Raw genomic sequence first — 14,011 nt, forward strand, 5'->3', positions numbered from 1 at the left:
CCAGAATATAGGGTAAGGTGATATAAGGTTTCTTTGCACGTGCTTAAATAATAGAAAAGGGGGGAGACGTTTGGACATCAAGCAAAGACGGCTTTCCGCAATATTGGGCGGTTTACTTAAGCTTGCCCGGCCTTACTGGGGATGGTACGCCGTGCTGTGCGCGCTTGCGGCGGTAAGCTCATTTACGACCGTCGGCGTCGCCGAGACGCTGCGCAGAATCATCAACGCCGCGACCGACCGGGACAGCTCGGCGCTGGCATCAAACATCGGCTTTGCCGTTGTAATCGTTATCATTGACGCGCTTGCCAACTTCTGTTCCGTTTATCTGGCCGGCGTTCTGGAATTCAAATCAACCGCGAGGCTCCAGGTTTCACTGCTGGGCAGACTGCTGAACGTACGCATGAAAGATCTGGACCGCTACCATTCCGCGGATCTGATCAGCCGGGTGGACGACTCCGTACCCGTTGCCCAGCAGGGCATCAACCAGCGGCTGGTCGAGCTGGTCGGCAATGTGATGCAGATTGTGTTTTTATTCACCTACTTACTGTCGCTGCAGGGCTTTCTGACGCTGGGCACGCTCGTCATCTGCCTGCTGATTCCGTTCATCATGCTGCCGTTCAATGCCAAGATGCGGGGGTATTATATCCGCCGGCAGCAGGTGGAGACGGCGCAGCAGCAACTGATCCAGGACACGGTGCAAGGTGCTGAGGTCGTGCGGGCCTTCTCGCTTGCTCCCAAGCTGCAGGGACAATTTACGGAGCGGGTCAAGCAGTATCTGAACATCCACATACCTCTTACGAGGATTGAGGCGGTCGGCTTCAACATGAACTTCACCGTCATTCTTGGCGGTATCCTGTACATTCTCGGCTACGGGGGATATCTGGTCATTCACGGCCGGCTCGACGTGGGGGCGATTGCCGCCTTCCTGATCGTCACGGAGCAGATTACGAACCCGGCCTCGCGCCTGGCGATGCTCTGGACGACGTTGCAAACTTCCCTGGCGCAAGGCAGCCGCTTGTTCGAGGTGATGGATCTGCCGGAGGAGCGCAGCGGCGCAGCCGCCGAACCGGTGCAGCCGGATGACGTGGAGGCCGCAGTCGGCGGCGCCATGCCGATTTCCTTAGAGGGAGTCAGCTTCGGATACGGGGAGGAACGGGTGCTGCGAGGCGTCAATCTCACCATCGAGCCCGCTAAGGTCACCGCGTTCGCCGGACCGAGCGGCGGCGGGAAAAGCACGCTGCTGCAGCTGCTGCTCACTTCCTACGAGCCGGACGAAGGCATTATCCGCGCGGGCGGTGTTCCGCTGTCTTCCATCCCGCTCAAGAGCTGGCGCAGCCAGATCGCTTATGTCTCGCAGGAGCCTTACCTTTTCTCGGGGAGCTTGTATGACAATATCCTGTGGGGAGCGCCCGGAGCATCCCGCGACGAGGTCGTCAGGTCGGCGCAGCTCGCGGGGATTCACGACTTTATCATGAGAACTCCGCAGCAATACGAGACGCTCATCGGGGAACGGGGATTAACCTTATCCGGCGGCGAGCGGCAGCGTTTGTCGATTGCCCGCGCGTTTATCCGGGAACCGAAGCTGCTGCTGCTGGACGAACCGACCGCGGCGCTCGACAGCCATAATGAAGAGATTGTCCAGCATGCGCTTGGCGAACTGATGAAGGGACGCACCACCGTGGTCATCGCCCACCGGCTGTCCACAATCCAGAATGCCGACCGGATCTTTTTCCTGGAGGCGGGAAGAATCGCCGAGCAGGGAACGCATCAGCAGCTGATGGAGCTGCAGGGGAAATATTATGCGATGGTAGAGGCTTCCCTTTCGGGCAGCCGGGCTGCCGTCTCAAGCGGGGGGTAGACGATGAACACGAAAAATACGGCGGAGCCGCGCCTTGGAAGCGTACTGCGCCGGTTGATGGTATATGCAAAGCCGTACCGGATCGGGCTCGCGCTCTCGGTATTGCTGCTCTCCGCCAAACTGGTCGTCGATATCGGGATCGCAGCGATCCAGCAGGTCTTTATCGACACAATCAATGACGCCGGCATGTCTGAACTGACGCGGTTGACCGTCATTTGCGCCATCGTCTGTACCGTTATTATTCTCTGTCTCATGCTGCAGCATTATTTCCGCTTTGTGACCCAAAGCCGGATTGCCTGGGAGATTCGGGGCAAGCTGTTCGCCAAAACCCATAGGCTGCCCTACCGGATGATTCAGAATATGCACTCGGGCGATCTGATCTCGCGCAACAACAAGGATGCCTCCGTTGCCGTAGGCATGATCAACAGCATCGTCTTTGAGCTGGGCTACAACCTGCTGCTGTGCCTGGTCGCCTTTGTCTACCTGGCCCGCACGGATGTATGGATCGCCCTCCTGGCACTCGGCGCAGGGCCGGTCGTCTTTCTGTCGAGCCGGTTTTTCGACCGCCGGCTGCGGCGGCTGTCCACCGCCATCTATAAGAAAGAAGCCGAACTGCGGGGCATTCTTCAGGAAACGCTGCAGGGAATCAAGGTCGTCCGCGCCTTCTCCCTCGAAGAGACGCTGCTGGACAAATATTCGGCAGTGCGCGAGGAGCTTCGCAAGATGCAGGTACGGCGTACCGCCATGAACGGGCTGTTGTGGCAAACGTCGTCGCTCATCAACAACGGAGTACTGATCGCCTGCGCCGGCCTGATCGCTTACCTGTCCCTGCGCGGCGGGGCATCGGCAGGCGAAGTGCTGGCCTTTCTCATTCTGATGGGACGCGTCCAGTGGCCGTTTGTCTACATGTCCCGCACCTGGGGCGGAGTCATGGAGGCGCTTGGCGCTTCGGACCGCGTGCTTGCCATTCTTGACGCTCCGGATGAGCAGGGAACGGTTCCGGATGCTTCGCTTAAGCCCGTTGCCGCAGAAGATGCGGAGCTGGCCCTCTCGCTGCGGGAGGTCCGTTACAGCTACCCGGGCCGGAACGAGCAGGATGAAGCTTTATTCGACGGCTTGAATCTGGACATCCGCCATGGCGAGACCGTAGCCGTGGTCGGCCCGAGCGGCTCCGGCAAAACAACGCTGGTGCGGCTGTGCTGCGGGCTGTATCCGCCGGATTCCGGCAGCATCTCCGTCTACGGAAGAGAGACCTGCGCCGGCCTGGATGCAGCCCGCTCGCAGATCACCTATGTGCCGCAGTCGCCGTATCTGTTCGCGGGGACGATCCGGGATAACATCGGCTTCGGCGCGGACGGCGCCGGCGAAGCCGACATCCGCGAGGCGGCCCGGCTTGCCGGAGCGGAGGAATTCATTGACCGCCTGCCGCAGGGATATGATACGGTTATCGGTGAGCACGGCTCCACGCTCTCCGGGGGTCAGCGGCAGCGGCTGGCCATCGCCAGGGCATTCCTGCGCAACTCGCCGCTCCTGCTTCTTGACGAAGCTACCTCCGCCCTGGACAATGAATCCGAGCGGCTCGTTCAGCAGTCGCTGGATACCCTGATGCGGAACCGGACGTCGCTCGTCATCGCACACCGGTTATCCACCATCCGCGAAGCCTCGCGGATTCTGGTCATGGACCGGGGCCGCATCGTGGAGGAAGGCACACATGAATCGCTGCTGCAAGCCGGCGGGCTGTATGCCGAATTATATAACATCCAGTTTAAGCCGGCGGAAGCCGGGGACCATCCATCCGCCGCCGGTGTACCGCTCGGCGCTTCGCTATCGGGAGCCGGGTGAACCCGCAGAGGATGATCTGCGGAAAGAAAGGAAAGTGATTGCCGTGACGCCATTCACGGAGAAAGTGATAACCATTATCCAGGCGATTCCCGAAGGCCGGGTAATGACCTACGGGGGGATCGCCCGGGCAGCGGGAAGCCCAAGGGGAGCAAGGCAGGTGGTGCGGATTCTTCATTCGATGAGCCGTAAGCATAAGCTGCCCTGGCATAGAGTGGTTAATGTTAAAGGAAGAATCGCCCTGTCCGAAGACGAGGACCAGTCGCTGCAGCGGCTGTATCTGGAAGGAGAGGGCGTTGAATTCAAGCTGGACGGCAGCATTGATCTGCGGGAATACGGGTATGAGCCGGAGCCGGAGTTCTAGGCCCGGCTGCGGCGCGAGGCATAACGCCCGCCGTTGCCGCCAAGCCCGTTCAGCAGGAAATACAGGGTGGCATAAATGACGAGCAGCACGGCCGTCACGAACAGGCTGAAGAACAGGGACTGGCGGTTCAGGCTCTGTTCCACCAGCCGGTACAGTTCATGCCGGTCTGTCAGTACGTCCCAGCTGTTCAGCCGGTATACCCGGCCAAGCAGCACCCCGTAACCGCCGAGAGCGCAGGCTGCCAACGCAAAAATCCACGACAGCAAAGGATTCGTCTTGCGGAAAATAATGCTCTGAAATTGATACAGCGAGAAAAATCCAGTGAGCCAGCCGCTCCAGGTGAACAACAGGATGGTAATCAGATCGTACCAGTAGCGGCTTTGCACTTCACCGCCTACGAGATAAATATTTTTGCGGATCGTCAGATGCAGCAGATCGGTCATTAGATAAGGCGCATTTGGAAAAAACAGCAGCCACGCGACACCGAGCGGCAGGATCAGCAGATTCGAGGCGCGCTGTTTATCCAGCCAATAGGCGACCATGGAGAAAATAAACGGAATCCAGGCCAGAAAGAAGTTCCAGAGCAAAAAGCGGTAACGCTCATCCGTATGTATCGCCACGACCCGATATACGCCCAGCGTTGCCAGCGACAGCAGAGCCAGCAGCACAAACACCCGCGTATAGTTCAGTTCCTTCACCGCTTCTCCTCCTCTCCGCCGCGTGCCGTCAGTCCGTTAAACGCAGGATACAGGTGCAGTTCTCCCGCGGCAAGGGTGACCATTGCCCCCAGTACCATCGGTTCCCCCAGACTTTCAAACGGAACTTCTTCTTCTCCGCCAATCAGCAGAATCCCCGTCCCGTCCGACTCAATATTGTCCAGGATTCCCGTCACCAGCACTTTGCCGCCTTCGATTCGAATTCCCGGATCCCCGTACTCCGCGGGCATGATATCCGCCCAGCGGGTCAGCAGTTCCGTCACTTCCATTTCCGCTTCCAGTACCGTCCCCGGCGCTGCCGGCGGTCCATGCCAGCGTCCCCGGCCTTCCCCGTATTCCGAAGCGAAAAACACTTCGCCGATTCCAGGACCCGGCCGCATGATTGTTATCTTCACGGGTTTGTCCCCTTTCAACCGATGATTAGAGCACAGTGGTATATCGTATGATTATAGGATATGCTGGGGCAAAAGGAAAACTGAACCAAACCTTATGCCACAAGGAGTTGAACGCAATGAAAATTTCGCTGATTCAATGCGATATCGCCTTTGGACAGCCTGCCGCCAACTACGCGATGGCTGAACGGCGCATCCGGGAAGCGGCGCAGCAAAACCCGGACATTATCGTTCTGCCCGAGCTTTGGACGACCGGCTACGATTTGACCCGGTTGGAGGCGATAGCGGATGAGGGCGGCGAAACGACGCGCCTGCTTGTCTCGCGCCTTGCCCGGGAATACGGCGTGAACATTGTCGCCGGCTCGGTCGCCAGTCGGAGCCGGGGCGGCGTCACGAACCGGATGCTCGTGTTCGACCGCCGGGGAGAGCTGACCGGCGACTACAGCAAGCTGCATCTCTTCAAGCTGATGGACGAGCATCTGTATTTGCAGCCCGGCGAAACGAAAGGGCTGTTCACGCTGGGCGGCATTCCCTGCGCCGGGCTGATCTGCTACGACATCCGCTTCCCCGAATGGGTGCGCGCACATGCCGCTTCGGGTGCAGAGATTCTTTTTGTGAGCGCCGAATGGCCGCTGCCCCGGCTGGCCCACTGGCGCGCGCTGCTGATCAGTCGCGCGATCGAGAACCAGTGCTACGTCGTCGCCTGCAACCGCAGCGGCGCCGATCCCGCCAACGTCTTCGCCGGCCATTCGCTGATCATCGACCCTTGGGGCGAGATCATCGGCGAGGCCGGCGAAGGCGAGGAGCTGCTGAGCGGCGTCCTCGATCTGCAGCGGGTCCGGGAGGTGCGCGCGCAAATCCCGGTGTTCGCCGACCGCAGACCGGAGCTCTACCGCTAGCCCGTTAACGGGCGTAGCGGCTGCGCAGCATCTGCGCCGCTTCGAGCACTCGGGGATCGTCATACCCGAGTGCCCTTGCCGCCTCCCCTTCCAGAAGGGAGGCGGGGGTCAGGCGCGCGCCGCGCCGCTGCAGCGCCGTGCGGAAGCCGGCGGCGAACACCGCCGCCGTATCCGGGCCGCCCAGCTCGCCGAGGGCGGCGATGGTCCGTGGCTCGACGCGCGGGAAGTCGAGCGATCCGTCGCCTCCGGCGGCGGTGTCGTAGAAGCGGCGGATCAGGCCGCCGCGTGCTTCGCCCGAGCCGGAGACGATCACGAACGCATGCACGAAGTATGCGCCGTGCTGGCGCCGCTGGGCGATGCCGCAGAATTTGCGGCCGCCGATGGCCAGGTCGAAGTCGCCGGGGCAATACGAGCCCGCGACTTCGCCGGCCTGCACCCGCACGCCGGCCTGCGGGTGGCTTACAGCAACGGCTTCGGCGATGAGCGAAGCCAACAGCCGGAAATCATCGTGAAAGTCCAGCTTGCCCGGCGCCTTCGGCAGGACCAGCGAGACGTTCACGATGCCCGCGTCCAGCGGCACCGCCGCGCCGCCGGAATGGCGGACCGCCGTGCGGTAGCCCTGGCGCTCCAGCTCTGCCATGGACGCTTCGGCATGCGGCAGCTTGCTGTCGCGCAGCCCGAGCGCCACGCCGCCGGGGTGGCTCCACAGATGGACGGAGGGCGGCAGCGCGCCTGCGCCTACCTCCCGGCATAACGTCTCCTCGAAGGCGAAAGGCACCAGCATGTCCCCTTTTGCCTCCTCCCAATGCTCAAACAACGCCAGATACTCCGGTAAAGCGCTCTGCACGCCCGGAATGATGTTCTGTTCTCCCACCGTTCAGCCTCTTTTCATGATTGATAGACGATATCCATGGCTCTTATTCTACCTTATCCGGCTCCCGCCCGCGAAGCGCCTTGTTCATTTCTCATTTGAATTCAGTGGCAGTTGCCTTTATCCTATAGGCATAAGGAGCTTAGGAGGGATGCGCATGACCGCAGGACAACTCACTAAAGACCGACAGAGCGGCAAGTCAAGGCAATGGGAGCAAGCGCTGAACAAGCTGTACGTCAATTTCCGCGATTACAGCAAGGCGGCAAGACGCGATTTTGACGACGAGGATATCCACCAGGCACGGGTTAATAGCCGCAAGCTGCTGACACTGCTGGCCATTCTGGATCCGGAGCATACCGCAACTGCTGATCTGTACACAACCTTTAAGCAGGCCCAAAAGAGACTCGGCAAAGTCCGTGACGCGGACGTCCTGATCGCTTCTTTCAAGGAACGGCGCAAGCTGGCCGCAGACGCCGGCGAGGACAAAACCGCCGATCTGCTTAAAGCCGTGATCAAACATCAGAAGAAAAAGCGGGAAACCTACCGCAAAAAGCTGAAGGACGAGCTGGCGAACCTCGCCGGGTCCGATCTGGACGAGCGTTGGGAGGCTTTTCTGACCGGACCGCTGGAAGGGCTGGCCGGCAAACGTGATGCCAATGTGGTCATGCGCGAGCTGGAGGTGGCCTTCGAGCAGCAGAAGAAGGTCTGCAAAACTTTGTTCAAAACTGCTGAACCGGATCCCAAAGAAGCTTTCGAAGCGCTGCACAAGCTGCGTATTTCCGCAAAACGCCTGCGGTATACCGCAAACGCCGCCGCTTTTGCGCTGAACCAGAAATTCCGGGCCGATGAAGAAATCTATAAGGAAATCCAGGATCAGCTTGGCGAAATCAACGATAAACGCGTCTGGCTGGACACGCTCCAAGCAATCGGCCGCGAGGAACTGGATGCCGGCAAAAAGGTCTGGGCCGCCTTTACCGACAGCCTGCACCAGGAAGTCCTGGAGGCGCTTCACCGCAACGACGTCGTACCCGTCGGGGATAAAAGCATCGGAGACAAAAACGTCGGCGCCGAGCCCTTGTAATTGATCTAACGGCACTCCCGTACTCCGCACTCTGTAACTCAGATCGACAAGTCATCATCCTTTTTCCAAAATACACTTTTTTCGGTTCGCCACGGCTCGGGGCAGCTTAAACCACTGTGGGGATTTCGCGCTGCTGCTCAGACCTAGCGGACATGAGAGCCGTTATTTTATGAATAACAGGCATTTTCTGCATGTTTATGGACACCAACGCCGTTATTTGCTTGATTTTGGTGATTTTCGTTTGTTTCTACAGAAATAACGGCTCCTGGGTCCGTTAGTTTCAAAAATCACCGTTTTTTCTCCGAATAACGGCCCTGGTGTCCGTAACAAATTAGGCTAGCCGAGGAAATACCGATTCGAACTATTCCGGCTGAAACGGATGAATTTCCAGAAGAACATTCGATTTCTCACAACAGGAATATTGGTCGGAGCTTCCCCTTTTCAGCGGGAATCCGGCTTTTGCGGGTACTCCGTTTTCTGCCTCTCACCGATCCTTTTGCGGTTACTCCGTTTTCTGGCCTCCCCCATCCTTTCACGCGCACCACCAGCCATAATCCCTTACAATTTAGCCTTCATTGTTTCTCTAGCCATGCTTTAATCACCCCGCACTCTGACCTCCTTGCCATACCCTGTCACCGCTTCAACTTCGCCTCCTCCTCTGAACCTCCTCAACGGTATCCGGCCACTCAGTAGCTATACATTCCACTCAGGCCTCCGTAATTCTCTCTATATTTGAAAAATAGAACATGTGGACAGGCCGGAAATCATTTTTATGAAAACGCTTAATTTTCTATTGCATGCCCTGGAAATCCTTGTTATAATCCGTTTGAAAAGGTTACCAAAAATTCTGGCTGACAGAACGCAGAAAGAAGAAGGCAAGATGAAAGCAACGATCCGAGATGTAGCACGGTTAGCCGAAGTATCCATCAGCACCGTATCGCGCGTCATGAACGCGCCCGAGACCGTGGTAGCCTCGAAGAGAGACCGTGTCCTTGAGGCCATCCGGCAGCTGCAATATCAGCCGAATGCGTTCGCGCGGGCATTGATCTACAAAAAGTCGTATACTCTGGGGCTTCTGATTCCGGACATCGAGAATCTTTATTACGCCGGAATTATCCGGGGCATGCAGGACGCCTGCAACAAGCTCGGCTACAGCCTGATGATCTGCAACACCGACCGCGACAAGGACCGGCTCCTGTCGTACATCGACGCCTTTCACGAGAAGCAGGTGGACGGCATCGTGTTCGCAAGCGACATGCTGCATCCCGAGTATTACGAGAAGCTGACCGGCTGCCGGATTCCCTTCGTGCTGCTGTCCACCCATTCCTACGAATATGAGGTTCCAAGCATTGAAGTGGATGACGAGGTGGCGGCCTACGACGCGGTGAAGTTTCTGATTGAGCTGGGGCATAAGGACATCGGCATGATCGGCTTCGGCCACCATCATTCCATCGCCGGCCCGCCGCGCTATCACGGCTTCGTCCGGGCGCTCACTGAAGCAGGGCTGGAGCATAACGCAGACCGCGTGAAAAACGCCGAACACCGCTACGAAGATGCTTATCAGGCAGCACACGAGCTGTTTAGCGACACGCCTGGCCTGACCGCCGTATTCTGCGTGGCCGACGAATTCGCGATGGGCACGATCTCTTATCTGAAGGACCGGGGCATCCTGGTTCCCGGGCAAGTATCGGTCATCGGATTCGACAACCTGCGGATGGCGAACATGTTCATCCCGAAGCTGACCACGATTGCCCAGCCGATCTACCAGCTTGGCTACCGTGCCGCGGAGAAGCTGCATGAGCTGCTCTCCACCGGTGAAGTGGCGGTCCTTCGGGAGAAAATGCAGCACAAGCTGATTGTCCGGGAATCCTCCCGGGAACGGTAAACCACCCGGACCGGATGCAAGAATCTGATTTTCGGGATTCTTCCGGCACACTCTGAAAAGCTTTTCAGAACTTCTGTCCTACTTCACACTTTGCTTTGAATCAAGCTTATTTTCGCTATATTAAACTTTTTAGTGTACCAAACAAACTCGAAGCTCTAATTTAAACGTTATGTTCTACTTCGAACTCCATGCACTATTCAAGCGCTATGACCTGCATCAACGTTCGGCTCCCATTCGAACTGTCCGCTGTTTTTACCGAAGCTTTTGAAAACCCTTACAAGGAGGTGATCCGGCTTACACGGGATACCGGCCCGGGCGGCCGGCGGCAAAACAGACCGGCGTACAACTGGTCGGCCTTACAACGATCTTCAGGCAGTCATTCTCAAAACCAATTAAAGGGGATGTATGGGAAGATGAAAAAGAACACGGGACGCAAGTTCTCTACGCTGGCGGCGGTTGGCCTCTCGCTTTCGCTGCTGGCAACCGGCTGCGGCGGCAACAACAATAACAACGCGGCGGCGACCAATGCTCCGGCGGCGTCGGAGCCGGCGGCAGCCACCAACGCACCGGAAGCGACGACAGCCGCTGCGGCAAATACGCCGTTGGAGAAAGCGCTGAACGGCGAATATAAAGGCACCAAAGTGACGATGTTCGGCCCGTTCGTGGATGCCGACCAGGTGAAGTTCGAAAAGAGCATCAAGGAATTTGAAGATAAAACGGGCATCGAAATTCAATACGAGGGCTCCAAGGAATTTGAAGCGACCATCAACGTCCGCGTAGACGGCGGCAATGCCCCAGATATCGCCGACTTCCCGCAGCCGGGTCTCCTGGCCTCGATTGCCAAAACCGGCAAGGTCATCGACCTGAACACGATTCTGGATCCTGCCAAGCTGGAATCCAACTACAACAAGAGCTGGCTGGACATGGCGACAATGGACGGCGCAAGCGGCAAAATCATGGCCGGCATCTGGAACCGCAGCAACGTGAAAAGTACCGTCTGGTATCCGAAGAAACAATTTGACGAAGCGGGCTATACCGTTCCGCAAACCTGGGATGAGCTGATGGCTCTTACCGAGCAAATTGCCAAAGACGGCGACCCGGCCTGGGCGATCGGCATCGAAAGCGGCGCGGCTACCGGCTGGGCGGCCACGGACTGGATCGAAAACATCATGCTGCGGACGACCACTCCGGAGAACTACGACAAGTGGGTAAAAGGCGAGCTTCCATTCACCTCGCCGGAGGTCAAGAACGCCGTTGAGATCATGTCGAAGATTTGGATGAACAAAGACTATGTCTACGGAGGCACCAAATCCATAGTGACTACCGCCTTCGGCGACGCGCCGAAGCCGATGTTCGACAACCCGCCGAAGGCCTGGTTCAATCTGATGGGCAACTTCATCACCAGCTTCTTCCCGGAAACCGCCAAGGTTGACGAAGACTACGACTGGTTCTATCTGCCTCCGATCGACGAGCAATACGGCAAACCGGTGCTCGTAGCAGGCGACATTTACGCGATGTTCAACGACCGTCCGGAAGTGCGGGCCGTCATGGAATTCTTCACGACCGGGGAATCGATCAAGAGCTGGGTACAGTCGGGCGGCGTGATCGCGCCGATGAACGACGCTTCCCTCGACTGGTATCAATCCGAATCCGACCGCCGCATGGCGCAATTGGTGCAGGATGCCACGACGCTGCGTTTTGACGGCTCGGACCTCATGCCAGGTAAAGTAGGCGCAGGCAGCTTCTGGAAAGGCATGACCGACTACGTCAGCGGCACCGCTACGCTGGACCAGGCGCTGGAGCAAATTCAAAAAGGCTGGAACAACTAACCGGCAAGCCAAACAAGGGGCGGCAGACATTTAGGGCTCCGCCCCTTTTGCTTAGTGAAGAGCCATTTATTTAGGAGGAGCGCATATGGGGACAAAAGCCAAGCCGGGAATCAGCATGCGGGCCGTTTTGATATCCCTGGGCACATTGCTGGCTAATATAGCGGTCAACGGCCTGATTTTCCTGTTTTTCCGGGATTCGACGCTGAATCCACTGGTGACTGCGGTGCTTGCCGTATTGTGGGGCGTCGTCGGCGTCTATCTTATTTACTATACGCTGACCTATGCCGCCGAGCAGTATCCCGACGAGATCCGCCGCCGGATTTTGCCGTTCGTCTTCGTGGGGCCGGCGGTGCTTCTGCTGGGCTGGCTGCTTGTGCTTCCGGCGCTGCGAACGCTGTATTTAAGCTTCTTCAACGCTTCATCCGACAAATTCGTCGGGTTGGCCAACTACGGCGCGATCTTTAGCGACCGGCTGCTCGGCACGGCGCTGCGCAACAATCTGCTTTGGGTTTTTGTCGGCACCTTCGCCTGCGTCGCTTTCGGCCTCCTGATCGCTATTCTGGCCGACCGCAGCAGTTATGAACGTATTGCCAAATCCATTATATTCATGCCGATGGCCATTTCTTTTGTCGCCGCCGGCGTCATCTGGAAGTTCATCTACTATTATCAGCCGGGCGATGAGCAGATCGGTCTGCTGAACGCCATCGTCACCTTCTTCGGCGGAGAGCCTCAGGCGTGGACCAGCATGATCCAGCCATGGAACAACTTTTTCCTTATCCTGATTCTCATCTGGATGCAGACCGGCTTTGCCATGGTCATCTTCTCGGCAGCGATCAAAGGTGTACCGGAAGATATTCTTGAAGCGGCGCGGGTCGACGGCTCCGGTGAAATCCGCATTTTTTTCCAAATCATCATTCCGTTTATCTCCACCACCATACTGACGGTTACTACAACGATCATTGTCTTCACGCTGAAAATATTTGACGTCGTCATGGTCATGACGGGCGGTCAATACGATACGGAGGTTGTCGCGACGCAATTCTACCGGCAGTTCTTCATGTACCGCAACTTCGGCTACGGCTCGACGCTGGCTATCGTGCTGCTGATCGCGGTGCTGCCCGTCATTCTCATCAATCTGCGGCAGTTCCGCAAGCAGGGGGGATTCTAAATGGCCGGTTCCAAGAAAAGAAAAGGCGGTAAAACCGTCGTCAATCTCGTGCTTGGCGTCATCTGCCTGATCTGGCTGATCCCGACGTTCGGCTTGCTCGTCTCCTCCTTCCGCCCGGCGGCGGACATTCTGGAGACCGGATGGTGGAAGGTGTTCCCGCATCAGGAATGGACGGCGTCGGGCGACGTCATCCAGCTCTCCAAAGACGTCGATTTGCGGCAGCCGATCGAAGTGAACGGCAAAACCTACTCCGACGATCAGCTTAAAGCCGGCGTCATGCAGGACGGCAAGCAGCTGATGTGGGAAAACCGCCGGGCCCGCACCATCAGCGTGCAAAAAGAAGGCTGGGTCACCAAACCTGACCTTACCCTCGATAACTACAAAAACGTGCTCTCCGGCAAGGAATACAAATTGAAAAATGCCGACGGCAGCGAAGAGGTGCAAAAGGGCAGCGGACTCTCACAAGCGTTCTGGAATACGCTCACCATTGCCGTTCCGGCGACGGTTATCCCGATCCTGATCGCTTCCTTCGCTGCGTATGCTTTCGCCTGGCTGCGGTTCCCGGGCCGCAAAACGATGTTCGTCACCATCATCGCAATGCTGGTCATCCCGCTTCAGGTCGCGCTGATTCCGGTGCTGAAGGATTACACGGCGCTCAGCCTGAACGGCAGCTACCTCGGTATCTGGCTCGCGCATACCGCCTTCGGCCTGCCTCTGGTTACGTATTTTATGTATAACTTTATCAGCCAGCTGCCCAAGGATTTATTCGAATCCGCCTTTATCGACGGGGCGAGCCATTTCACCATCTTCAGCCGGCTCATTCTCCCGCTTTCGGTTCCGGCGCTGGCTTCCATCGGCATCTTCCAGTTCCTGTGGGTCTGGAACGATTATCTGGTTTCGCTGATCTTCATCGGCAACCAGCCGGATGTCCAGGTCATGTCGATGAAGATCGCCGATCTTGTCGGTTCCCGCGGCAACGACTGGCATCTGCTTACTTCCGCAGCGTTTATTTCGATGCTGATGCCGCTGGCGATTTTTTTCCTGCTGCAAAAGTATTTCGTCCGAGGACTGATGGGCGGCTCGGTCAAAGGCTGATCCGCGCGTCCTCA

12 protein-coding genes are annotated in these 14,011 nt (G+C 57.7%); 9 read left to right on the forward strand and 3 right to left on the reverse strand.

Features of this window, described 5'->3' with window-relative positions; all coding sequences use genetic code 11:
* Positions 1–70 precede the first annotated feature (70 nt).
* Genes BMW84_RS22770 through BMW84_RS22780 form a run of 3 tightly spaced genes read left to right on the forward strand, consistent with a single transcriptional unit; the run spans position 71 to position 4,061 of the window.
* A complete protein-coding gene (locus tag BMW84_RS22770; RefSeq protein ID WP_091072480.1) occupies positions 71–1,858 on the forward strand; it encodes an ABC transporter ATP-binding protein in 1,788 nt (595 codons plus the stop codon).
* A gap of 3 nt (positions 1,859–1,861) precedes the next feature.
* Positions 1,862–3,700: an ABC transporter ATP-binding protein gene (locus tag BMW84_RS22775; RefSeq protein ID WP_091072482.1), complete on the forward strand. Its 1,839-nt coding sequence runs from the start codon at positions 1,862–1,864 to the stop codon at positions 3,698–3,700.
* A gap of 43 nt (positions 3,701–3,743) precedes the next feature.
* Positions 3,744–4,061: an MGMT family protein gene (locus BMW84_RS22780; RefSeq protein ID WP_091072628.1), complete on the forward strand. Its 318-nt coding sequence runs from the start codon at positions 3,744–3,746 to the stop codon at positions 4,059–4,061.
* On the opposite strand, the gene BMW84_RS22785 is transcribed toward BMW84_RS22780, so the two are convergent.
* Both BMW84_RS22785 and BMW84_RS22790 read right to left on the reverse strand, forming a co-directional pair.
* On the reverse strand, positions 4,058–4,759 hold the full coding sequence (locus tag BMW84_RS22785; RefSeq protein WP_091072484.1) for a DUF1361 domain-containing protein: 702 nt from the start codon (positions 4,757–4,759) through the stop codon (positions 4,058–4,060). The genes BMW84_RS22780 and BMW84_RS22785 overlap by 4 nt on opposite strands.
* Positions 4,756–5,172 carry a hypothetical protein gene (locus tag BMW84_RS22790; RefSeq protein ID WP_091072487.1) on the reverse strand — a complete coding sequence of 139 codons (417 nt, stop codon included), beginning with the start codon at positions 5,170–5,172 and terminating at the stop codon, positions 4,756–4,758. Before BMW84_RS22790 ends, BMW84_RS22785 begins: the two co-directional genes overlap by 4 nt.
* 116 nt (positions 5,173–5,288) lie before the next feature.
* Here BMW84_RS22790 and BMW84_RS22795 point away from each other — a divergent pair, with 116 nt between their 5' ends.
* The gene (locus tag BMW84_RS22795) at positions 5,289–6,068 is read left to right on the forward strand and encodes a carbon-nitrogen family hydrolase (RefSeq protein WP_091072488.1); all 780 of its coding nucleotides are present in this window, start codon (positions 5,289–5,291) and stop codon (positions 6,066–6,068) included.
* A gap of 4 nt (positions 6,069–6,072) precedes the next feature.
* Here BMW84_RS22795 and BMW84_RS22800 read toward each other — a convergent pair whose 3' ends face one another.
* Entirely contained in the window at positions 6,073–6,942 is an 870-nt protein-coding gene (locus BMW84_RS22800; RefSeq protein ID WP_254773112.1) for a lipoate--protein ligase family protein, read from the reverse strand.
* A gap of 154 nt (positions 6,943–7,096) precedes the next feature.
* Between BMW84_RS22800 and BMW84_RS22805 the strand changes: the two genes are divergently transcribed.
* The 5 genes from BMW84_RS22805 to BMW84_RS22825 all read left to right on the forward strand — a co-directional run bounded on the left by BMW84_RS22805 (position 7,097) and on the right by BMW84_RS22825 (position 13,997).
* Positions 7,097–8,020, forward strand: coding sequence for a CHAD domain-containing protein (locus BMW84_RS22805; protein WP_091072491.1), 924 nt, complete (start codon positions 7,097–7,099; stop codon positions 8,018–8,020).
* An 880-nt stretch (positions 8,021–8,900) separates the two neighbouring features.
* Positions 8,901–9,905, forward strand: a complete 1,005-nt coding sequence (locus BMW84_RS22810) for a LacI family DNA-binding transcriptional regulator (protein ID WP_091072633.1) — start codon at positions 8,901–8,903, stop codon at positions 9,903–9,905.
* A 413-nt stretch (positions 9,906–10,318) separates the two neighbouring features.
* On the forward strand, positions 10,319–11,734 hold the full coding sequence (locus BMW84_RS22815) for an ABC transporter substrate-binding protein (RefSeq protein ID WP_091072492.1): 1,416 nt from the start codon (positions 10,319–10,321) through the stop codon (positions 11,732–11,734).
* A gap of 85 nt (positions 11,735–11,819) precedes the next feature.
* Positions 11,820–12,902 carry a carbohydrate ABC transporter permease gene (locus BMW84_RS22820; RefSeq protein ID WP_091072497.1) on the forward strand — a complete coding sequence of 361 codons (1,083 nt, stop codon included), beginning with the start codon at positions 11,820–11,822 and terminating at the stop codon, positions 12,900–12,902.
* Entirely contained in the window at positions 12,903–13,997 is a 1,095-nt protein-coding gene (locus BMW84_RS22825) for a carbohydrate ABC transporter permease (RefSeq protein ID WP_091072499.1), read from the forward strand.
* Positions 13,998–14,011 lie beyond the last annotated feature (14 nt).

The organism is Paenibacillus sp. NFR01 (assembly GCF_900111565.1).
Lineage (GTDB): Bacteria > Bacillota > Bacilli > Paenibacillales > Paenibacillaceae > Paenibacillus_AQ.